At 55.4% G+C, this 22,036-nt stretch carries 21 protein-coding genes and 1 pseudogene; 13 read left to right on the top strand and 9 right to left on the bottom strand.

Annotation, left to right across the window (positions count from 1 at the left end; all coding sequences use genetic code 11):
• Position 1: 1 nt before the first annotated feature.
• Genes RHJ02_RS06555 through crtR form a run of 3 tightly spaced genes read right to left on the bottom strand, consistent with a single transcriptional unit; the run spans position 2 to position 3,154 of the window.
• Entirely contained in the window at positions 2 to 1,240 is a 1,239-nt protein-coding gene (locus RHJ02_RS06555; RefSeq protein ID WP_310800046.1) for an endo-1,4-beta-xylanase, read from the bottom strand.
• 55 nt (positions 1,241 to 1,295) lie between these two features.
• Positions 1,296 to 2,255 carry an ABC transporter ATP-binding protein gene (locus RHJ02_RS06550; protein ID WP_286649848.1) on the bottom strand — a complete coding sequence of 320 codons (960 nt, stop codon included), beginning with the start codon at positions 2,253 to 2,255 and terminating at the stop codon, positions 1,296 to 1,298.
• Positions 2,256 to 2,269: 14 nt separating this feature from the next.
• Positions 2,270 to 3,154 carry a beta-carotene hydroxylase gene (gene crtR / locus RHJ02_RS06545; RefSeq protein WP_399364977.1) on the bottom strand — a complete coding sequence of 295 codons (885 nt, stop codon included), beginning with the start codon at positions 3,152 to 3,154 and terminating at the stop codon, positions 2,270 to 2,272.
• Positions 3,155 to 3,308: 154 nt separating this feature from the next.
• Between crtR and recN the strand changes: the two genes are divergently transcribed.
• From recN to RHJ02_RS06505, 8 genes are all read left to right on the top strand, one after another.
• Positions 3,309 to 5,027: a DNA repair protein RecN gene (recN, locus tag RHJ02_RS06540; protein WP_310742786.1), complete on the top strand. Its 1,719-nt coding sequence runs from the start codon at positions 3,309 to 3,311 to the stop codon at positions 5,025 to 5,027.
• A 67-nt stretch (positions 5,028 to 5,094) separates the two neighbouring features.
• Positions 5,095 to 5,460 (top strand): resolvase, encoded by a 366-nt coding sequence (locus tag RHJ02_RS06535; RefSeq protein WP_206199471.1) that lies wholly within the window; start codon positions 5,095 to 5,097, stop codon positions 5,458 to 5,460.
• A 41-nt stretch (positions 5,461 to 5,501) separates the two neighbouring features.
• Entirely contained in the window at positions 5,502 to 6,770 is a 1,269-nt protein-coding gene (gene hisS, locus RHJ02_RS06530; RefSeq protein ID WP_310800045.1) for a histidine--tRNA ligase, read from the top strand.
• On the top strand, positions 6,740 to 7,462 hold the full coding sequence (locus RHJ02_RS06525; RefSeq protein WP_310822074.1) for a CbiX/SirB N-terminal domain-containing protein: 723 nt from the start codon (positions 6,740 to 6,742) through the stop codon (positions 7,460 to 7,462). The genes hisS and RHJ02_RS06525 overlap by 31 nt, the downstream gene beginning before the upstream one ends.
• Entirely contained in the window at positions 7,459 to 8,478 is a 1,020-nt protein-coding gene (gene csaB / locus RHJ02_RS06520) for a polysaccharide pyruvyl transferase CsaB (RefSeq protein ID WP_302677841.1), read from the top strand. The genes RHJ02_RS06525 and csaB overlap by 4 nt, the downstream gene beginning before the upstream one ends.
• Positions 8,479 to 8,541: 63 nt before the next feature.
• Positions 8,542 to 9,111, top strand: a complete 570-nt coding sequence (locus RHJ02_RS06515) for a hypothetical protein (RefSeq protein ID WP_206199467.1) — start codon at positions 8,542 to 8,544, stop codon at positions 9,109 to 9,111.
• A gap of 145 nt (positions 9,112 to 9,256) precedes the next feature.
• A complete protein-coding gene (locus RHJ02_RS06510) occupies positions 9,257 to 10,177 on the top strand; it encodes a COX15/CtaA family protein (protein WP_315863716.1) in 921 nt (306 codons plus the stop codon).
• A gap of 17 nt (positions 10,178 to 10,194) precedes the next feature.
• Entirely contained in the window at positions 10,195 to 11,148 is a 954-nt protein-coding gene (locus RHJ02_RS06505) for a heme o synthase (protein WP_302677839.1), read from the top strand.
• Here RHJ02_RS06505 and RHJ02_RS06500 read toward each other — a convergent pair.
• Positions 11,145 to 12,035, bottom strand: coding sequence for an alpha/beta fold hydrolase (locus tag RHJ02_RS06500; protein WP_206199465.1), 891 nt, complete (start codon positions 12,033 to 12,035; stop codon positions 11,145 to 11,147). The genes RHJ02_RS06505 and RHJ02_RS06500 overlap by 4 nt on opposite strands.
• A gap of 67 nt (positions 12,036 to 12,102) precedes the next feature.
• On the opposite strand from RHJ02_RS06500, the gene RHJ02_RS06495 reads away from it, so the two are divergent.
• Positions 12,103 to 12,879, top strand: coding sequence for an SDR family oxidoreductase (locus RHJ02_RS06495; RefSeq protein WP_302676432.1), 777 nt, complete (start codon positions 12,103 to 12,105; stop codon positions 12,877 to 12,879).
• Here the strand turns inward: RHJ02_RS06495 and RHJ02_RS06490 are convergent.
• Positions 12,847 to 14,253 carry a type II CAAX prenyl endopeptidase Rce1 family protein gene (locus RHJ02_RS06490; protein WP_310742783.1) on the bottom strand — a complete coding sequence of 469 codons (1,407 nt, stop codon included), beginning with the start codon at positions 14,251 to 14,253 and terminating at the stop codon, positions 12,847 to 12,849. The genes RHJ02_RS06495 and RHJ02_RS06490 overlap by 33 nt on opposite strands.
• A 129-nt stretch (positions 14,254 to 14,382) precedes the next feature.
• On the opposite strand from RHJ02_RS06490, the gene RHJ02_RS06485 reads away from it, so the two are divergent.
• Positions 14,383 to 14,895, top strand: a complete 513-nt coding sequence (locus RHJ02_RS06485) for an inorganic diphosphatase (RefSeq protein WP_149821614.1) — start codon at positions 14,383 to 14,385, stop codon at positions 14,893 to 14,895.
• Here the strand turns inward: RHJ02_RS06485 and RHJ02_RS13060 are convergent.
• Positions 14,892 to 15,044 (bottom strand): annotated as a pseudogene (locus tag RHJ02_RS13060) (amino acid ABC transporter ATP-binding protein); the annotation flags it as partial. The gene RHJ02_RS06485 and the pseudogene RHJ02_RS13060 overlap by 4 nt on opposite strands.
• Positions 15,045 to 15,202: 158 nt before the next feature.
• On the opposite strand from RHJ02_RS13060, the gene topA reads away from it, so the two are divergent.
• Together topA and RHJ02_RS06475 are read left to right on the top strand one after the other, a co-directional pair.
• Entirely contained in the window at positions 15,203 to 17,866 is a 2,664-nt protein-coding gene (topA, locus tag RHJ02_RS06480) for a type I DNA topoisomerase (RefSeq protein ID WP_310800042.1), read from the top strand.
• The gene (locus RHJ02_RS06475; protein ID WP_310800041.1) at positions 17,867 to 19,465 is read left to right on the top strand and encodes a radical SAM protein; all 1,599 of its coding nucleotides are present in this window, start codon (positions 17,867 to 17,869) and stop codon (positions 19,463 to 19,465) included.
• A gap of 114 nt (positions 19,466 to 19,579) precedes the next feature.
• Here the strand turns inward: RHJ02_RS06475 and RHJ02_RS06470 are convergent, their stop codons facing one another.
• The 3 genes from RHJ02_RS06470 to RHJ02_RS06460 form a co-directional block, all read right to left on the bottom strand.
• Positions 19,580 to 19,855 carry a transposase gene (locus RHJ02_RS06470; protein ID WP_304941097.1) on the bottom strand — a complete coding sequence of 92 codons (276 nt, stop codon included), beginning with the start codon at positions 19,853 to 19,855 and terminating at the stop codon, positions 19,580 to 19,582.
• Positions 19,856 to 20,117: 262 nt separating this feature from the next.
• A complete protein-coding gene (locus tag RHJ02_RS06465; protein ID WP_206201544.1) occupies positions 20,118 to 20,612 on the bottom strand; it encodes a hypothetical protein in 495 nt (164 codons plus the stop codon).
• Between the two features lie 3 nt (positions 20,613 to 20,615).
• Positions 20,616 to 20,810, bottom strand: coding sequence for a hypothetical protein (locus RHJ02_RS06460; RefSeq protein ID WP_149817974.1), 195 nt, complete (start codon positions 20,808 to 20,810; stop codon positions 20,616 to 20,618).
• Positions 20,811 to 20,884: 74 nt separating this feature from the next.
• Here RHJ02_RS06460 and RHJ02_RS06455 point away from each other — a divergent pair, with 74 nt between their 5' ends.
• Positions 20,885 to 22,036: a trypsin-like peptidase domain-containing protein gene (locus tag RHJ02_RS06455; protein ID WP_310800040.1), complete on the top strand. Its 1,152-nt coding sequence runs from the start codon at positions 20,885 to 20,887 to the stop codon at positions 22,034 to 22,036.

Below are 22,036 nucleotides of genomic sequence, written 5' to 3'. Positions count from 1 at the left end.
CTCATAGCCGAACGGTGACGGTTTTCCCCCCTTGAGGCAGTGTCAACTCCTGTGTGCGGGTTTGGCCTTGGGCTGTCACTGTTAAGCGATAGCGACCAAGATAGCCGCGTCCTTGCCATTGGCCTTGGGCATTGGTTTGACCCGTCACCCTTGTCCACCAGTCCTCAAAAAGGAGTTTGCGGTAGGCGATCGCCGCTGGCTTGGCGGAAAAGTCTTGGCGATAGAGTCCGGCTTGGGGACGCCAATGGTTCCCCGCCCAAAAGCCCCAAAGCAAAATTTCCTTGACTGCGGGGTGGGCAAAACCAATGCGGTAAATTTGGCGCAGGGTCTGGGCCTGCTGTTGTTCGTCCGCCAAACTCACACTCACTTCCGTAATTTTCAAGGGCAGATTGAACTGGGCGAGGGTATCGAGGGCACGCTGCATTTTGGCCTCATCCAAGGGATATTCCAGATGGGCTTGAATACCGATCCCGCCAAGGGGAACCCCTTGCGCCAAGAGACGACGAATCTGCTCAACATAGTCATTCAGGCGATCGCCCTCAATGATGCCGTAGTCGTTGACATAGAGAATCGCATCGGGATTGCCCTCACGGCACCATGCAAACATCTCTTTGACAATGCCCTCACCCAAGCGACTGCGGAAAAAATTGCCATGGAGCATCTCATTGTTGACATCAAATTCGTTGATCCGACCGCGATAGTGGCGACACACGGCAATGGCATGGTTTTTCACCGCTGCGCGCAATTGCTCTGGTGGCAGTGTTTTCAGCCATGGGGGATTAAACTGCTCTACTTCCCAAAAAAGGGTATGCCCCCGCATTGGCCAGCCTTGGGCCTGCACCCAGCTGAAAATGGTGTCAGCCATGGTAAAGTCCAGCTTGCCCTGCTCTGGCTCCAATTGATACCACTTGAGGGCATTTTCATGAACCGCCGCATTGAAGTTTGCCTGAGCCGTTTGTTTGTACCAAGGCGCAGCCGCGGGTGGGGAGGGGCGAAACATCTCGGTGTCAAGGGCAATGCCAAAGGGAAAGGCATGGCTTTGCTGCAGCAGTTGGATGCGGGCATGGGGAATCGGACGGCCTTGGCCATTCTCAACAACGACGGTGAGGGGCGCCTGTCGCAATTGATCAATTTGCTGGCTGAGGGCATCAGTGGCCACAGAAGAGGCAGAGGTACCACAGGCAACCACCAAAAGAGCAGCTAGGCAACTCAACCAGAGAAAACGGCGCCAGTTCAGCATGAATCAACCCTTAGATCACTAGAGCTTCAGACGGATTGTCGCTATCCCAAGCTCCCTAATGGGTCACTTGAATCCCCTGTTGACGCAGTTGTTCGACAAAAAACTCTTCGAGGGTGGGGCGCGCAAGGCGCAGTTGGAGGATGTTGCCGCCCATCTCTTCCACGAGGGTGAGGAAGCGTTGGAGGGGAATTTTGATCACGCCTTGCCAGCGATCGCCCTGAATTTCTAAGGAATAGAGCCATTCCTGAAGGCCGTCCACATGACCGCCTTTGCCCACCACGTGATAAGCTTCGCTACTGCCAAGGAGTTCATCCACACCGCCTGCGCAAATCAATTGCCCTTGCGCCAAAATACCAATGCGATCGCAAATGGCCTCGACATCCGCCAGCACATGGCTATTAAAGAAGATCGTCTTGCCCTGCTGTTTTAAAGAAAGAATGATCTCGCGAATTTGGTAGCGGCCAAGGGGGTCGAGACCCGACATGGGTTCGTCCAAAAAGACCACTTCGGGATCGTTAATCAGGGCTTGCGCCAATCCTACCCGCTGCACCATCCCCTTCGAGTAGCGGCGCATTTGCTTTTTGCGGGCGTCCTTGAGGTTGAGGCCCACCATTTCCAACAGCAGAGGAATGCGTTCCTTGCGGGTGGCAGCACTGAGGCCAAAGAGTCCCGCCGTAAACTCTAGAAACTCCCAAGCGGTTAAATAGTCGTAAAAGTAGGGATTTTCCGGCAGGTAACCAATCCGCTGTCGCACAGCGCGATCGCCCAAGGGATGTCCCAGCAGCGTACCCTGCCCTGCACTGGGTTGCACTAGCCCCAAGAGAATCTTCAGCAGGGTGGTTTTACCGGCACCATTGGGTCCCAGCAGGCCAAAGGTTTCCCCTTGGTGCACTTGCAGCGAGACAGACTTGAGGGGCGTGAGCACCGCCCGCAGCCAAAATCCGCTACGGTAGGACTTTTGTAAGTTCTCAACCGCCACCACAGGGGGGCGATCGCCCGCAGCGTCAGCCAGCATATCGGAGATTCACCTCAGGAAGAACGAGGGCGATGGAAATGCAAACCCACCAAAGCATCATAGAGAAAGGGCAAGAAATTCCCTGGTTCCAATATACCAAGGGTTTGTTTGCAGCCGTGGGCATCGAGAAGCGGTTTAACGGCGTAGTAGGCCGGCTGCACTTTGTACCAAGGAATATTCGGCCAGAGGTGATGGATGAGGTGATAGTTTTGGCCAAAAATGAGAATGTTCAGGAGGCGACTGGGATAGACCCGCGCATTGTGCCAGCGATCGCGCTCGGTATGGGGACGATGGGGAAAATAGTCAAAAAATAGCCCCAACATCAGACCCACCACCCCAGCGGGCAAAAACCAATAGTTGAGCACGTAGTCTAAATAGCCATTAAGCGCCGCAAAGGTGACAATGCCCACCAGCGTCAAGCGACTAAGAAACCACTCTAGGAGTTCGTACTTCCGCCAAAGCTGCCGCTTAAAAAAGAAAACCTCGTGGTAGAAAAAGCGGGGCGCGATTAGCCACAGGGGACCCCCTTTGGAAACATAATGGTCGGGATCGTTTTCGGGATCATTGACATGGGCATGGTGCTGCATGTGCACCCGCGTAAAGACAGGGAAAACAAAGCCCAACATCAGGGCACTGCCATGACCCATAATTGCATTCATGATGCGGTTACTGTGGGCAACATTGTGGGAGGCATCGTGGATTACTGTGCCCATGAGGTGCAAGGCCAGCATATTGGCCACAAATGAGACCCAGCCCGGCCAGTGACCCTGAAAGTAGCCCCAAGTGGATAGAATGGCGATCGCAAATGCGGCAAAAAACATCACTAAAGTGGGATTAAAGCCCACTGGTGGACCTAAAAATTCCTTGGGAACCGTGGCCGGGATCGCTGCCTCCGTGATCATCCGCGCGGTCGCTCCTCACATTGTTGCAAAATGTTACCTTCATACTATGTAGGCTAATCAGCGGTACAAAATCAAGTCGCACGATCCCAAAAGTGGGTCACCGCCCTTTGCTCAAGGATGGCCCTAGAACCGTTGCTCTAGTGGAGCCACAATGCTACAAACGCTGCGGATTCAGAACTTTGCCCTCGTTGCGGAGCTAGAGGTGACCTTTCAGCGGGGGTTGAATGTCCTCACGGGGGAAACGGGGGCAGGCAAGTCGATTCTCCTCGATGCCATTGATGCTCTCCTTGGGGGGAAGCTCTCGGCGCGGCAATTGCGATCGGGGACAGAGCAGGGCTGTATCGAAGCTATTTTCACCCTGACCCCCCCAGTGAGAGACTGGCTGGCCACCCTAGAAATTGATGCTGAAGGGGATGAGGTGATCTGTAGCCGCGAGTTTAGTCTCAAGGGGGAAACCTTTCGCAGTCGCAGCCGGGTCAATGGTGTGCTAGTGAATCGCCAGCAACTTCAGGAATTGCGGCGGCACCTTGTGCGCCTGACAGCTCAAGGACAGGCAGTGCAACTGGCCAGCGCTTCTCAACAGCGGGATTGGCTCGATCGCTATGGGGGCGAGGCCTTAATGAGCCAGCGGCAGCGGGTGGCAGACGCCTACCGAGTATGGCAACAACGGCAACGGGAATTGCAGAATTTTGCCGCTCAGGAACAGCAACGGCTCCAGCGACTCGACTTACTGCACTTTCAACTGCAAGAACTGCTGCCGGCTGCCCTAGACGACCCTGAAGAACTGACCCAATTGCAACAGGATTACCAACGCCTCAGCCATGTGCAGGAACTGCAAAGCCAAAGCCAACAGGCCTATCACCTCCTCTACGAAGGGGAACCCAGTGTGGTGACGTTGCTGGCGCAAGCCCAAGGGGCACTGCAATCCATTGCCGACTGGGATCCAGCGCTTCAGCCGATGAGCGAATTGTTAGAGGGGGCGATCGCCCACACCGAAGAAGCCGCCCGCCAACTGCGCAGTTATGCTGATCGCCTCGATGCGGATCCAGCTACGCTCGATGCCCTAGGTCAGCGCATTCACCAATTACAACGCTTGTGTCGCAAGTATGGCCCTGATTTGGCCAGTGTTATTGCCTATCGCGATCGCATCCAAGCAGAATTAGCAGCCCTGAGTCAACAATCCATCAGCCAAGAGCGCCTAGCGGCAGAAGTTGCCCAACTGCGGCAGGCCCTTGAACAAGCCAGTGCTGAACTTCACGAATTACGACTAAGGGCGGCAGAACGCCTCGAACAAGACCTCCTTACCCACCTTTGCCCCCTTGGACTTCCCCAAGCCCGTTTTACTGTGCAGTTGACGACCACAGAAGCCAGTAGTAGCGGCAGTGATGAGATTACCTTTCTCTGGAGCGCCAACCCCGGTCAACCCCTGCAACCCCTTGGGGAGGTGGCCTCTGGCGGTGAAATGAGCCGATTTTTACTGGCGTTGGAGACCTGCTTGACGACACAGCAAACACCGAAAACGCTAATTTTTGATGAAATTGATGTCGGGGTCTCTGGCCGCGTCGCGGGGGCGATCGCCGAGAGTTTAAGCCGATTGGGGCAAACCCATCAGGTGTTGTGCGTTACCCATCAATCCTTGATTGCGGCAGCGGCTGATCATCACTATTTGGTGCAAAAGGACATTGATCCCAGTACCGCCACAACGGTAATTCGTGTGCAATACTTAACCAGTGAGGCACGTGTCCAAGCCCTTGCGGATTTAGCGGGGGGCGATCGCTCGGCAATGGCACTGTCATTTGCCAGTGGCCTATTGGCACAGCAACAACGCCCCTTTCCGCCTAACGCCAAAGGAATTAGCATGAAAACCTAACCATTTGATGTCCATATCCTTACAGTAAAATAAGTTTGATAGCAACATTACCGTTTGGCCGTTCTCAATGCAGCGTTCTTCCTATCCTGCGGGCGGGGATGAGTTAATGACCATTGATCAAGTGCAGCAAACTCTCCGCCGCTCCCGTGCGTCTATTTATCGTTATGTCAACACCAATCATGAAACCATGAATCCCCCCTTTGATCCCCAACGCCTCAATCCAGAGCATCGCAAAAGCCGTCGTGAACCGCTGCTGTTTCACCCCAATGAAGTGGCTCGTTTTGCCCGTGACGTGATGGGCATTACCACCCTCCAAGTGGAATTAAAAACCACGCCCCCCAATCCGACAGATGATCTCCTCAAGGAAATTCTCGGGGAATTAAAGCACATTCGCGAGGTTCTAGAGCGGGTGGAGAAGTTACTAGGAAGCTAGGCAGGTATAATACGTCTGTTTCATTTGCGCATTGACCACACATGGGTTTGCAAGCACCACGGGGAACTCGCGATATTTTGCCCGCTGAGCGGGTCTATTGGCAGTATTTAGAAACCATTGCTCGCCAGATTTTAGATCGCGCTGCCTACCGCGAAATTTGCACTCCCATTTTTGAGCAAACCCCTCTGTTTGAGCGGGGCATTGGCGAAGCCACCGATATTGTCAGTAAGGAAATGTACACCTTTAGCGATCGCGCTCAACGGTCGCTGACGCTGCGGCCAGAGGGCACGGCGGGGGTGGTGCGCGCCTATATTGAACATGGTTTGCACAGCCAAGGGGGCGTCCAACGCCTGTGGTACCTAGGGCCCATGTTTCGCTACGAGCGGCCACAGTCCGGTCGCTATCGCCAGTTTCACCAGTTGGGGGTGGAAGTTTTAGGCAGTGCCGATCCCCGTGCCGATGCCGAAGTCATTGCTGTGGCTTTAGATATTTTGCAGGCCTTGGGACTGAAGGAGTTAACCCTGATGCTCAACTCCGTGGGCGATCGCGAGGATCGCAGTGCCTATCGCCAGGCCTTGGTGGATTACCTCACCCCCTACAAAGCAGAGTTAGACCCCGATTCCCAAGAGCGTCTGCACCGCAACCCCCTGCGCATTCTCGATAGCAAAGACCCTCACACCCAAGCGATTGTGAAGGAAGCGCCGCGGCTGTTGGACTATCTCAGTCCGCGATCGCGCGACCATTTTGAGCAGGTGCAATCCCTCTTGCAGGATCTGGGTATCCGCTACCAGATAAATCCTGCCCTTGTGCGCGGCCTCGACTACTATACCCATACCGCCTTTGAATTTCAGGATTTGCGTTTGGGCAACGAGGGAACCGTCTGTGGAGGGGGGCGCTACGATCACCTTGTCGAGGAATTAGGGGGACCTGCCACCCCCGCCATTGGTTGGGCGATGGGACTGGAACGGTTGATTTTACTCCTGCGCGATCGCCCGTTGCCGCCGCGTGATCAACCCTACCTTTATATGGTGACCCGTGGCAAAGCTGCCGAACGCCAAGGCCTGATTTTGGCACAGCAATTGCGGCATCAAGGCTATACCGTAGAAATGGATCTCAGCGGCAGTGCCTTTGGTAAACAGGTGAAACGCGCCGATCGCGTCGGTGCCACCGTTTGTTTGGTGATTGGCGAGAGCGAAGCGGCCGATGGCACAGTACAGCTGAAGTGGCTGGCCTCTGGGGAACAGGTCTTGGTACCGCAACAGGAACTGTTGAGCGAAACTTGGCGATCGCGCCTTTCTGCCCCATCATGATGGCCTATTTTCTCATTAGCCACGGCAGTCCTGCCCCTGAGCCACAGGCGGCAATGGCCTTTTTGTGTCAGCAACTCACCCGCCTAGGAATGGTGGGCTGGGGCACCCTTGAGGAAGAACCACTACCTAACAAGATTCAGGAATTCAGTGGCCAAGCGCAACGTCAAGGCGCTCAGCGGGTAGTCATCCTACCCCTGTTTTTACTACCGGGCAACCATGTGGTGGTGGATCTGCCACAGGCGATCGCGAGTACTGACTCGCCTTTACCTTTAGAACTATTGACCTTCTTAGGGGGGCAACCCCTGTTTCAAGCGTGGTTACGGCAGGCGATCGCCGATGCAGCCGCCGATATTCTCCTTGGCCACGGCAGTCGTCGGCCTGAAGTTCACCCTTGGTTTGAGGAACTGTGTCAGACCTGTGGTGTGCGTCCAGCGCTGCTGACCGAAGTGGGAAGTTTAGACCATGCCCTTGAGACGCGGATGGCTCAGGGGTATACCAGTAGCAAAATTTATGGCTACTTTCTCTTTGGCGGTAAAACCGTTGATCAGGTTCACAGCCAACTGGCGACATTGCAAGTCAGGTATCCCCACCACGCTGTTTCCTTGGTGCCAGCCATTCAACCCACCTCCGCCTTGATCAACGTTCTTCAAGACATTCTTCAGGCAGTGCCGCTAGTGGAGCCTGTCGCATGAGTCAAGTCTTTCTCTGTGGCTACTACGGCTATGGCAATGCCGGGGATGAAGCCCTCTTGGCAACGCTCCTCGAACAGTTGCCGCCCCACGTTTCACCGGTTGTCCTCAGCGGCAATCCTACAGCCACAGCAGCCCGCTATGGCGTTGCTACCTGCGATCGCCGCCAGTGGCCAAAGGTGCTGCGCACCCTACAACAGAGCCAAGCCTTCATTTGGGGTGGTGGGAGCCTCATTCAGGATGTCACCAGTTGGCGCAGCCCCCTCTATTACCTTGGTTTGATGACCCTTGCACAGCGCTTTGGCTGTCGCACTATTGCTTGGGCACAGGGGATTGGCCCTCTGCGATCGCCTTTCTATCGTTGGTGGACACGGGCCCTTCTGCGGCGTTGTCTTGCAGTCACGGTGCGCGATTCTGGGTCAGCGGCTCTCTTGCGGCAGTGGGGCATTCCCCATCAACAGGGTGCCGATCCCGTGTGGCTGATGTCAGCCCGTCCTGTGCTACCTCCCAAGGACAAGGCGCCCATTGCTGTGTGTTTACGTCCCCATCGACACCTCACGGGCGATCGCTGGCAGCTTCTGAAAATGGCCTTGCGGCAGTGGCAGGCAGAGACGGGGGTACCGCTTTTGCTGTTGCCCTTTCAGCCCCAACAGGATTTGCCCTTGGCTGAGGATCTCTATGGGGCATTAGTCCCTGAGCAGACGCAACTCGTGTCCTGTGAGGATCCCCGCGAGATGAAGGGACTGTTGGCGACAACGGCGGGGGCGATCGCCATGCGCCTCCATGCCCTGATCATGGCGGCTAGTGTGGGTTGTCGCTGTTTTGCCCTCAGTTATGATCCCAAGGTGAGTTACCTCATGGCCGATACGGGTATGGCGGGGGTTGAACTAGCAGCATTGCCCCCTGACCCCACTGCCTTGATCCACCAATGGCAACACACCTTCACAGCCCCCGTGCCCGACTATCAACCCTACCTGCAATCGGCTGCGGTTCACAAGGCAGTACTGAATCTCCTCTAGGCCAGCCCTTCAGCAAGGATAGGATAAGATCAACTCGATGCGTCGTTTTATTGCGGCAACCCCATGAGCGAATTCCACCGCCGCTATCCCACCGGCAGCATTGTCAGTGATTTATTGCAAATCCATGACGGCCTCTTTATTGTCAAAACCACCCTCCTTGTGGGCGACACGATTCTAGCCACGGGGATGGCTGCTGCCCCCACCCTAGAACAGGCGGAAGATAGTGCTCGCCAGCGTGCCCTGCAACTTCTCGGTATTCACCTCCCTGTGCAAACGGAGGCGGAACTGATTCCCCGCACCCCCGCAGTCCTCGAGGCAGCTCCTTGGTCAGAGGCCAGCAATACTGATCTGCTCTTGGAACCCACCACTCCTGCCAATTCCCGCCGCAGTAAGCCAGCGGTCAAACCGGCTAGCGAGAAGCCCCCCCCTAAGCGCGAACCCGTGGATTTAGCGGATGAAATTGCCCAAACTACCGTGGAAATGAAACGCTTGGGATGGACAGAAGCCCAAGGGCGGGCTTGTTTGCTGCAACGCTATGGCAAGCGATCGCGCCAGCAACTGAGCGATGAAGAACTGTTGGATTTTCTCCACTTTTTGCAGCGTCAACCCAGTGCCGGAGAGCCATCGTTTTAGACCTTCAAACTCGGCAATCAAATGCAAGAAAAATTTATACTCTAGCGAAAACTTAAAGAAAAGCTATAGATTTTCACGCCAGCCCTGATCCCCCCCTTAGCTTCTTTACCATGAAGAAGTTGTTGCTGTCGAGGAAAAATCCGTGCTGGGGCCCTTTCATGTCTCACCCTTGACCCTAGGCAGTGATCCCAGTGTCCGTCGCCAGTGGATTTTTCGCCTCGTGCTGCTGATGACGGTCTTTACCCTCTTTTTGATGGCGGTGGGCAGTGCCACACGGGTGATGGATGCCGGTTTAGCCTGTCCCGATTGGCCGTTGTGCTTTGGCACCCTAGTACCGCAAATGGATTTGCAGATCTTCCTAGAGTGGTTTCACCGCCTGCTGGCCACCAGTTTAGGGCTGATGGCGATCGCCTTTGTAGGATTGAGTGTGGCTTGGCGGCAAGCTCTGCCCCCTTGGGTGCCCTCTGCTGCTGCGGCGGCACTGTGCCTTGTGATTGTGCAGGGGATTCTCGGTGGCCTGACGGTGACTGAGTTGCTGCGCTTTGAAATTGTTACCGCTCACCTGGGCACAGGACTGCTCTTCTTTTGCCTTTTGGCAGCCATCACCGTTGGTTTAGCTCCCTTTCGGGGTACGGGGAGCGCCCGTTGGTTGCGGATTGCCGCAGTGATTGCCGCGCTATGTGTCTATGGCCAAAGTTTGTTAGGGGGCTTGGTGTCTTCGCAGTGGGCAGTGCATCAGTGCCTCTATGGCGATCGCCTGTGTGTAGTCCTCAATAGCCATCTGATCGGTGTTGTCCCAGCCACCCTGAGCGTTTTAGGGGTGGTGATGGTGGCGTGGCGTAGCCCAGCTTTGGCTCCCCTCTTGCGGCAACTGAGTTTCTCGCTTCTGCCGGTGGTGGCTCTGCAAGTGGCCTTGGGCTGGAGCACCCTACAACTAAAGCTACAGGTGCCGGCACTCACCGTTGCCCATCAAATGGTTGGCGCCACCCTTTTGGGGGTGTTGGTTGCCATTTCCACATTGGCATGGCGCGATCGCCAAGCTGGTTCCCTGAAGCATGAATTTTGAACGATCTTGAGGCTCGCATGACATTCCTAGCCAGACTTTCCTCCTCAACGGGGGATCTCTCGACAAAATTAGTGGACTATGTCCAACTCACCAAACCGCGCTTAATTCTGCTCTTTTTGATTACAACTGCAGCAGCAATGGAAGTAGCAAGCCAAGGTCGGGTGGCTCCCCAATTGCTCCTGATAACCCTTGTCAGTGGTGCCTGTGCAGCGGCGGCAGCGAATACGATCAACTGTCTCTATGACCGCGATATTGATGCCATTATGGAGCGGACGCGCCATCGCCCTTTGCCAGCGGGTCGGGTGGCTCCTTGGGAAGCGGTGTTTCTAGCAGTGCTCTTGGCAACAACGGCCTTTAGCCTCTTGGCGGTCTTTGCCAATCTCCTGAGTGCCTGCCTTGCTATGGCCGGAATTGCGGTGTATGTGGGAGTCTATACCCACTGGCTGAAGCGGTCTTCGCCGCAAAATATCGTGATTGGCGGTGCGGCTGGGGCGATTCCCCCCTTGGTGGGTTGGGCAGCGGTGACGGGAGAACTGAGTTGGGCAGCTTGGGTGCTGTTTGCCATTATCTTTATCTGGACGCCGCCCCATTTTTGGCCGTTGGCGATGCTGATTCAAGAGGACTATGCCCGTGTGCGGGTGCCGATGCTGCCGGTGGTTAACGGCGATCGCGTCACGGCACGGCAGATTTTTCTCTACACCTTGGCACTGGTGCCCACCAGTCTGCTGTTAATCTACCCCTGTGGTGTCGTGGGCTGGGGCTATGGTGTGGTGGCGATCGCCCTTGGTAGTTGGTTTATTTACCGCGCGTGGCAGTTGACCCAAGCCCCAGAGGACAAAGAACAGGCACGCAGCCTCTTTAAGTTCTCGATTCTCTATATGATGCTGCTGTGTGCTGCCATGGTCGGCGATCGCATTCTCTTGCCCCAGTTGCCAGAAAGCCTCGATGCCCTTGCTTGCCTCTTGAGTTAGGCGTGTCCCAACTGTTGCAACCACTCAATGAGGATCGGGTTCACCAGCTCCGGGCGATCGTCATGGGGGCAGTGGCCAGTATTGGGCAGTCGCTCAATGCGAATCGGCAAGCGATCTTGATGGGCTGCAAAGTGCTGAGTCCCCGACACCGGCGTCCAAGGATCCACCTCACCCCAGAGCACCAGAATCGGCACTTGAATTTCTGGCAGCAAATCCACAATTTTCGGTCCCGGCGGTGCTGAAATCACACGGGCAAACACTTCCTTGGCGCCGGCATCCATGGCGGGTCGATGCAGTAGTTCCACCAATTCATCGGTAATGGCGTCGGGATTGGCATAGACTTGGGTCAGGGTTTTGCGGATGCGCTCCGGCTGCCGAATCTGGTTAAAGATCAAATGACCAATGCCGGGAGAGGCAACCAAGGTGCGAAAGATGGCCGTAAAGAGGCTTTGCATCCAATTCAGTTCATTGGGACGGTGGTTGAGTCCCCCGGCACAGTTGAGAACACTCACCGCACGGCAGGTGTGGCCATAGCGAGCCGCCATCATCAGACACAGCAGACCACCAATGGAATTCCCTACCCAAACCACGGGTTCCCCAATGTGGGCTTGCCAAAAGTCCGCCAGTAGCTCGGTCCACAGATCCAAACTGTAGGTTAAATCCGGCTTTGCCGAAGCACCAAAACCCAGTAAATCAAGGGCATAAACACGGTAACCTGCGGCGGTGAGGGCAGGGATATTTTTGCGCCAGTGACCAATAGAGGCACCAAAACCATGAACCAACACCACTGGGGCACCACTGCCATTGACGCTGTAGCGAATGTGATGGCCACGCCAAGTCCAATCTGCGGTGGGAAAAGCTGCGGTGGCTGAAAGCGTAGAGGTCATTCTGCCCATTCCCGAAATGTATTACTTTTAGAATAGCGATCTTTAAGTTTCGTAACAATTTTATTTTATGGCAACCGCACTGATTACGGGGGCAACGGGGGGATTAGGGCAGGCCTTTGCCCAAGCCTTGGCCGATCGCCAGCACGCTTTGATTCTCACTGGTCGCCACCTCGACACCCTAGAAAAGCTAAAGACGCAGCTCAGCACCCAAGTACCGGTTGTAGGTATTCCCCAAGACCTTAGCGAACCCAATGCGGCGCTCCGCCTCTATGAACAGATTCAATCCCTAGGACTAACGGTGGATGTATTAGTCAATAATGCTGGTTTTGGCGATTATGGGGCCTTTGACGAGCGCGATCGCCAGCAATTGACAGCCATGCTCCAAGTGAACATCACAGCGCTAGTAGAACTCACCCATCTCGTGCTCCAAGAAATGCGCCCCCGTCGTCAAGGCACGATTATCAACGTTAGCTCCATTGCTGCCTTTCAGCCCCTGCCCTATCTCGCCGTCTATGCCGCCAGCAAAGCCTTTGTTCGCCACTTCAGCGAAGCCCTGTGGGCAGAAGTTAAACCCTTGGGTATTCGGGTACTTGCCGTCTGTCCCGGACCCACTGCCACCAACTTCTTTGAGCGTGCCGATATGACCCGCAACTCGGCTCTCATTGCCCGGCAGGACACTCCCGAACAGGTGGTTGCCGAAACCCTTGCGGCGTTGCAAACCGATGTGGCCACGGTCATTCCCGGTCAGCCCGCCAATCGCTTCCTTGCCCTTGCTGGTCGGTTGGTGCCCCGCCAGTGGTTGGTGCAGCAGTTAGAACCCCGCTTCCGTCCCGCCGCTCAATAGGAGCAAGCCCAAAAAGGAGCCACTGTTCCAGATGCTGTGGAGAATCATGGCTGCACCGATATTTTGCGATCGCCAGTAGATGTAGCTGAGCACGGTTCCCAAAACTGTCAAGGGCAATAGATCGGCTAAATTCAGGTGGGCAATGGCAAAGAGGAGTCCCGTCACCCCCATGGCAGTGCCGAGGGGCAAATAGGATTGCACCGAACGAAAGAAGAATCCCCGAAAGAGAATCTCCTCAAAGAAGGGCGCCATCACTGCCACCATGACATAGAGTAGGGCAAAGGTGGTGTAATCGCGGCTTTGTAAAATAATTTCCAGTAAAGGATTGCCGCCCCCTTGATTTTTCAGCAGGGCTTGACTAATCAGCGAACTGACCACGACTAAGGGCAGTGCCGCCAAATAACCGCCGACCCCCCAACGCAAGGCACCCCCTAACCCCCCTTGCCAACATAACCAATCCGCAGGGCGCTTACCAAAGGGACGCAGAAAGTACCACAGCCAGCCCAAGCCAGCAACCATCATCATCCCGTAGCTCACTAAGGCATACAGCGTTTGAGCCATCGCAGAGCGCAGCGGCAGTCCCATGCCAATCAGGGAGCGCACCAAGGGCATGAGCACCAAGCTAATGGCAAAAAAGAGAGTAAACCAGATTACCATGCCTTCCCAGAGGGTTTCCCAGCCCCATGTCACGGGGGTCAGGGGTGGCAGAGTGTTCCCGTGCTGGCGGCGGCGCAGGTGTTGATAGATCCAGACAATCCAAAGAACAATCCCAATCAAACTTCCTAGCAGAGGAGTTGTGCCAATCAGGGCAAGGCGATAGAAGGCTGCTTGGGCGCGCTGCTGTTCTGCACGGGTCAAGGTCATCAGGGCGTCGGATCGCTGTTGCAGTTCATAGAGGCGTTCGAGGGCGCGATCGCGAAACCAGCCTTGGAGTGTATTTTTAATCAATGGTTCGGCATCTGGCAGCAATTGTGGGGGATCGGTCCACAATCCCATCAGCACTTCTGCGGTACTGCGGGTTGTCCCTTGAGCCTCATTAATGAGGAGTTGCCATGTGTTGAGGGCGCGATCGCGCTGGCCGGCATCGGCATAGAGCAGTCCCAATTGAAGACGCAGCGGTTGGTTTTGTGGTGTGGGTGTGGCCAGTACCTCTTCATAGGCTTTGATTGCGCTTTCCACATTCCCCACAAGGCGATCGCGGGTTGTGGCATCTCCCAGACCCTGCCATTCTCGGGCTTGTAGTGACAAATTGGTCTGAAATAGGTTAATTTGCCCTTGGGCTTGGGGTTCTAAATAACTGCCCAGCAACGACACCGTCATGAGGGCAGCGACCACGACACTGAGGGCTGCAAGCACCAACCGCTTTAGAGACATAGGGCAAAGCTGACAAGGGACTCCCCAAAACCTTAGCGGAAAGCGACCCAAGGGATCAATTCAGTGCTTGCTTCAATGTCCCGATCTCGATTAAATGGAGACTTGTTGCGTGAACATGATTCTATGGGTATTGATCTGAGCCGTATTCCTGCCCAACCCAAGCCGGGTGTTGTCAATGTGCTGGTGGAAATTGCGGGGGGCAGTCGGAATAAATATGAGTTTGACAAGGAAATGAACGTCTTTGCCCTCGATCGCGTGCTCTATTCGGCGGTGACCTATCCCTATGATTATGGGTTCATTCCCAATACACTGGCGGATGATGGCGATCCCCTCGATGGTCTAGTGATTATGGATGAGCCGACGTTTCCGGGATGTGTGATTCCTGCCCGTCCCATTGGCATGCTGGAGATGATTGACAGTGGCGATCGCGACGAGAAAATTCTCTGTGTGCCTGTTGATGATCCTCGCTATGCTGAGGTGACGTCCCTCAAGGACATTGCGCCCCACCGCCTCGAAGAAATCGCTGAGTTCTTCCGTACCTACAAGAATCTGCAAAAGAAAGTGACTGAAATTCTTGGCTGGCAGGATGTGGATGCGGTGCAGCCCCTTGTTGAAAAATGCATCAAGGCCTATAAAGGCTAGTGCCTAAGCAGCACACGCTCTAAAAAGAGGCGGGTTCGCTCCTGTTGCGGACGACGAAACAGTTCTTGGGGCGATCCTTCCTCAATAATTTGGCCATCGGCAAGAAAGACAACGCGGCAAGAGACTTCACGGGCAAAAAAACCGTTATGCTGACTAAACAGATTCTCCGCATCGCCTATTGGTTAGGCTAGGGTTATCAATATAAGAAGTGCTTCTCCTTGCTCCCCATGATACGGTGGGAGAACACAATTCTATGATCGATCGCTAAACTTGAGAGTGCCGAAAAACCCATCCCGCAGCATCTGCTATGTCCACCCTTGTCATCGTTGAATCCCCGACAAAAGCCCGTACCATTCGCAAATTTCTGCCCCCGGACTATCGCGTTGAAGCCTCGATGGGTCATGTTCGTGATCTGCCCCGCAGCGCTGCTGATGTGCCCCCTGAACTCAAGGGGGAGGAGTGGGCAACCCTAGGGGTGAATGTCGCTGCTGGCTTTGAACCCCTCTACATTGTGCCTAAGGACAAGCAAAAAGTTGTCAAAGACCTGAAAACCGCACTGAAAACTGCTGACGAACTCCTGCTTGCGACCGATGAAGACCGCGAAGGGGAAAGTATTAGTTGGCACTTGCTGCAACTGTTGGAGCCAAAGGTGCCCGTGCGGCGCATGGTCTTCCATGAAATTACGGAAGAGGCCATCCAAGAAGCGCTGCGCAATTGCCGCGATGTCAATCAACAACTGGTGCGTGCCCAAGAAACCCGGCGTATCCTCGATCGCCTGGTGGGCTATACCCTGTCGCCCCTGCTGTGGCGGAAAATTGCTCCCCATCTGTCGGCGGGGCGGGTGCAGTCGGTGGCAGTGCGTCTATTGGTGCAACGGGAGCGGGAACGGCTGGCCTTCCGCAAGGGGCAATTTTGGGATCTCAAGGCCACGCTGGATCAACGGGGAACCCTCTTTCCAGCCCGTTTGGTGAGTGTCGGCGGTCAACGCTTGGCCACGGGCAATGATTTTGATCCTGCTACAGGACAGGTGCGCAACCCTGAGGCGGTCTTGCTTTTGGATGAGGCGGCGGCCAATGCCCTGCGCGATCGCCTGCTGACGGAAACATGGACGGTCACTGAACAGGAGGAGCGCCAACAAACCCGCAAACCGGCTCCCCCCTTTACCACCTCGACGCTGCAACAGGAAGCCAACCGCAAACTGCACCTCTCGGCGCGGGATACGATGCGCATTGCCCAAAAGCTCTATGAAGAGGGCTATATCACCTATATGCGCACGGACTCGGTGCATCTGTCGGAACAGGCGATCGCTGCCGCTCGCAGTTGTGTGGAAGCCATGTATGGCAAAGCCTTTTTGTCGCCCCAGCCGCGCCAATACACCACCAAAACCAAGGGCGCCCAAGAAGCCCACGAAGCGATTCGCCCTGCGGGTAGTCAGTTTCGCACCCCCCAAGAAACTGGCCTTAAGGATCGGGAACTGGAACTCTACGACCTGATCTGGAAGCGCACAGTGGCCTCACAAATGGCCGATGCCCGCGTCACCCTGCTAACGGTCTCGATTACGGCAGGGGATGCCCTCTTCCGTGCCCACGGTAAACGCATTGATTTTCCCGGCTTTTTCCGTGCCTATGTGGAAGGGTCGGATGATCCCGATGCCGCCCTTGAAAGCCAAGAGGTGATGCTGCCCCTGATGCAGGTGGGGGATATTCTCCGCTGCCAAGCCCTTGAAAGTGTCGGTCACGAAACCCAGCCGCCGCCACGCTACACCGAAGCCAGCCTGGTCAAAGCCCTCGAGCAAGCCGGCATTGGGCGTCCCAGCACCTACGCCACGATCATCAGCACGATCCAAGACCGCGAGTATGCCATTCGGCGGGGCAATGCCCTTGAACCCACCTTTACTGCCTTTGCGGTTACGGCACTGCTGGAGAAATACTTCCCCGACTTAGTGGACATTAACTTCACGGCGCGGATGGAGCAAACCCTTGATGATATTTCCACGGGGGAGGTGCAGTGGCAGCCCTACCTTGAATCCTTCTACTTGGGTGAAAATGGCCTTGAGCAGCAGGTCAAAGAGCGGGAGCGCACAATTGAGTCCACAGAAGCCCGGGCGATCGCCCTGCCAGAACTGAATGCCGAAGTGGTGGTGGGTCGCTTTGGTCCTTTTGTCGTCTATCAAAATGGCAATGGCAGCGAACCCATTAAAGCCTCCTTGCCCCAAGATGCCACTCCCGGTAGCCTCACCCGCGAACAAGTGGAGCAATTAATTCGCCAAAAACTAGAGGGTCCCGACAAGCTGGGCGTGCATCCTGAAACCGGGGAACCGATCTTCTTACTCACGGGACGCTTTGGCCCCTATGTACAGTTGGGGGAAGCCACAGCGGCCAATCCAAAACCCAAACGAGCTTCTCTACCCAAGGGGGTCAGTCCCGACGAAGTTACCCTAGACTTGGCGATTACGCTGTTGTCGCTGCCCCGCACATTGGGAGTTCATCCCGAAACGGGCAAGCTGATTCAGGCCAATCAAGGTCGCTTTGGCCCCTACATTGTCCATGACCCCGACGGTGAGAAGGACTATCGTTCCCTCAAGGGGGAGGATGATGTCTATACGATTACCCTAGAGCGTGCCCTAGAGCTACTGGCAACCCCAAAATCCAGTCGTGGCCGTGCCAAGAAGCAGGTGCTCGCGGTGTTGGGGACTCACCCAGAGGATGGCGAGCCAGTGCAAGTCTTTGATGGTCCCTATGGTCTTTATGTCAACCACGGTAAGGTGAATGCCTCACTACCGGAGGGGGTGAGTCCAGAGACCATGACCCTTGAGCAAGCCCTGCCCCTCTTGGCGGAGAAAGCACCGAAGAAAACCCGCCGCAGCGCAACAGCCACTGCCCCGAAACCAAAATCAACCACCAAAAAGACCAGTACAAAGACGGCCACCAAGACCGCAAAAACCAGCCGCCGTAAGTCAACGGAAACCTAGGTGAATTCCCCCTTTACTGCTGAAACCCTCCTTTTTGAGCGATCCCGCCCGCGGCCAGAGGCACTGCGGGTCATCTACGGCTTTCCCAATACCTACAGCGTTGGCATTACCAGCTTAGGGTATCAACTAGTGTGGGCACAACTGGCCAGCCGTCCTGATGTGGCCGTGAGTCGCCTCTTTACCGATGTGCAGGAGCCACTGCCTCGGGATCCGCAGTTGGTGGGCTTTTCCTTCTCGTGGGAGTTGGACTACGCCAATCTATTGGCCCTCTTGGAGCAGTTGGGCATTCCCATTTGGCAGCGCGATCGCCACGATCGCCATCCTTTGGTCTTTGGCGGTGGTTCAGTGCTGACGGCCAATCCCGAACCCTTTGCCGACTTTTTCGATGTGATTTTACTGGGGGATGCCGAACCCCTCCTTGAGCCGTTTTTGACGACCATGGCACAGGTGCGCGCTGCCCCGCGATCGCAACAGTTGGAAGCCCTTGCCCAAGTGCCCGGCCTCTATGTCCCCAGTCTTTATGCCGTCAGTTATGCCAGTGCCACAGGCCCGATTCAAGGAATTGAACCCCGAAAGCCCACGGTACCCGCCACAGTGACCAAACAAGTCCATCGCGGCAATACCCTTGCTGCCTCAACGGTGGTCACCCCCCTCGCCGCTTGGGAAAAGATTTACATGGTGGAGGTGGTGCGTAGTTGTCCAGAGCTATGTCGCTTTTGTTTGGCCAGTTATTTGACCTTGCCCTTTCGCACGCCCAGTCTCGAAACACTGATTCCTGCCATTGAGCGGGGGCTAGCGGTCACCGATCGCCTAGGGCTTTTGGGTGCCTCAATTACCCAGCATCCCGAATTTCCCGCCTTGATTGAGCATCTAGGCCAACCACAATTTGACCATGTGCGGGTGAGTTTAGCGTCTGTGCGCACAAATACGGTCACTGAATCCCTTGCCCAACTCTTGAGTCAACGGGGCAGTCAATCCCTGACGATCGCCATCGAAACGGGGTCTGAGCGGCTGCGCCAAGTGATCAACAAAAAGCTTGAGACTGAGGAGATTCTTGCCGCTGCCAGCCATGCCCAAGCCGGCGGCCTCAAGGGGCTAAAGTTTTATGGCATGGTGGGACTGCCCACAGAAACCGATGCCGATGTTGCAGCTACGGTGGATCTCTTTCGCCAATTGAAAAAAACAGCGCCGCGCCTGCGACTCACCCTTGGCTGTAGTACCTTTGTGCCCAAGGCCCATACTCCTTTTCAGTGGTGGGGCGTGCAACCCGTGGCCGAAAAACGCCTGAAGTTCCTGAAAAAAGAATTGGCCAAATTGGGGATTGAGTTTCGTCCTGAATCCTATAATGACTCGCTGATTCAAGCTTTAATTTCGCGGGGCGATCGCCGGCTTGCTCCCCTGCTTGAGCAGGTACGCCACTACGGCACTTCCTTGGGCAGTTATCGGCGGGCATTTAAGGAACTGCAAGGCCAGTTGCCCGACTTTGAAGCCTACGTCACTGCCCATTGGCCAGAGGAGACGATCTTACCGTGGCAGCATCTCCAGAGTGGCCTGCCCACTCAAACCTTGCAAAATCATCTGCAGCGCGCGATCGCCTAGGCCGGTCTGCGCTGATACCCCTCTTTAGTGACTTTAGGCGGATGAAAAGACACGTTGTTGGTTCCACTGATGCACAAGTGGGCAAATATAGTTATTCCAATAAAGAATAAGACATTATCCAGCACAACAATTGCCAATCACCTCATCAATCGAACTGTTTGACCCTGCATACATCCGCGATCGCTTCAACGCACTGAAGTCGTGCTTAATCACATTCAAATCAGGAGAGTATTTCGGTAAAAATAACACCTCGTGACCCGCCGCTTTCACCACTGCCTGAATCGCCCCTTTTGGATGAATTGGTGCATTATCCATCATCAACAACGAAGGTCTCTTTAATGCCGGCAAACAGTACTGACTCAGCCAGCTCACAAACCCTACCGCATTCAAATATCCTGAAAACAGGATTGGGGCGATGAAGTCTTTCTGGTGTCTATACCGTCCTGCGACTCAACTCTCTCTTTTCTGACGCTTCCCCGCTCGCTCTCCATCAATTCGTTGGCCTTGCGCTGACCACCCATACTCACACTCCACTCGAGAGTCAAACCCCCTCTCATCGATAGACACCAGCGTTTCCTTGCCGTGGCTCTCTACCCATGTGTTCCTAGATTCCGATACTGAAAGCCCCCGACTTTAGTCGGTGGGAAGTTTACTATAGCCAAGCTGCCAAGAGTGTGACCACGCCCAAGCCCGTGAGGGCAAGCCAGATGAAGGCATTCGGTAAAGGCGTAGCAGGGGGCGGTGGTTCTTGGGGTTTTGGGGTGGCAGCCGATGGCTTTTTCGGGGAACGGCTGTAGGGGGACGTGTAGGCGCGATCGCCCACATGGGATAGGTCGGGAATTTCGCTGTACCATTCCGGACGGCGTTTGAGTTGGGGAGCCTCCAAAATCGCCAGCAAGCGACGACTTTCCTGCCGCGTGTGATGATCTGGGTGTCGTTGGAGTTGACGGCAGAGGCTGACGGCAGCCCCTTGATCGCCAGCAGCACTATAGGCCGTGACTAACCAGAGGCTAATTTCCCCCGATCGCACCGCATTTCCCTCCGCCAGCGCCGCCGCCTGTCCTAAAAGAGCAATCGATTGTTGGTAGTTTCCCCGCTCGAAGGCCTGTTGCCCTTGCTGAAAGAGGGCAGCGACTGCATCCGTCATGGCCTATGAGCTGACCCCCACGTCTTCGACCACAATAAGCCCCTTTTTGAGCAGCGCTTGCAGGTCAGCATTGTGGGTTTTGCAGTTGCGCCAGCGCCGCTCATCGACATTTTCATTGCGACCGGGCTGCAGGGTCACAGGTCCAAAGAAACTATCAAAGGTCATGGGCTGTTCGAGGTAGCTAATCACAGTCAGCATGCCAGCAGAGGTTCGACAAACTCACTATTTTCAGGATAAGGCTAGAGTGGATCTGCTGCCGAGTTGAGTTGAGTATGGTTCGTACACGGTTGAGTCTCGTTGGGATGGCGATCGCCCTTGTGGCACTGACGGGCTGTCCATTGCGTTTGCCCGATCGCAACTCCCCCACCCCTAATACGGAGGCGTCTCTGCCTCCCCTTGCCCCCACGGAGCGACCCAATGCGGGGGAGAATTTCATTGCCAAGGTGGTTGCTGAGGCAGGGCCAGCGGTGGTGAGCATTGATACCCTACGACTGCCCCGCAGTCAAGAGGATAGTTTTCTCAATCCTTTTCCAATACCAGATGTGCCGCTGCGCCAAGGTCAAGGCTCTGGGTTTATATTTACCCCCGATGGCAAGATTATGACCAATGCCCATGTGGTGGAAGGCGCCAGTGCCGTGCGAGTCACGCTCCCCGATGGTCGCCAATATGACGGCAAGGTGGTGGGTGCTGATTCCCTGACGGATGTGGCTGTTATTCAAATTGATGCCGAAAATTTACCCACCGTACAGCTGGGGAATTCGGATACCCTTGTCCCGGGCGAGTGGGCGATCGCCATCGGTAACCCCTTGGGGCTAAGTAACACCGTAACCGCCGGCATTATTAGTGCAACGGGGCGTGCCAGTAATGAAATTGGCGCTGCCGATAAGCGGGTGAACTTCATTCAAACGGATGCGGCGATTAATCCGGGCAATTCCGGGGGCCCCCTTCTGAATGCTGCTGGTCAAGTGGTGGGCGTCAATACGGCGGTGATTTCCCAAGCGCAGGGTCTGGGCTTTGCCATTCCCATCAATACGGCCTATCGCATTGCTGAACAGATTATTACTACGGGGCGCGCCCAGCACCTCTATCTGGGGATTCGCATGGTGCAATTGACGCCAGAAGTGGCTGCCCAAATCCGTCAAGATCAGCCCAACTGGACACTGAATCAAACCCAAGGGACGCTAATCGTTGGTATTGCCCCCAATTCGCCGGCGGCTAAAGCGGGTCTGCAAGTGGGAGATTGGATTGCCAAAATTAACGATCTCAATCAACCCACCCCGCAACAGGTGCAAAGCGTGGTTGAGCAAACAAAGCTAGGGCAGACCATTACCTTAGAGATTCAACGGGGCGATCGCCGGCAAACCGTGAGCCTGCAACCGGAGCCAATGCCACCAGAATTGTATCCCTCTTCGCAGCCAGAATAA

This window comes from Thermosynechococcus sp. TG215, assembly GCF_031583455.1.
Taxonomy (GTDB): domain Bacteria; phylum Cyanobacteriota; class Cyanobacteriia; order Thermosynechococcales; family Thermosynechococcaceae; genus Thermosynechococcus.
The sequence above is the reverse complement of the archived record's forward strand: the minus strand, read 5'-3'. Positions and strand labels throughout refer to the sequence as shown.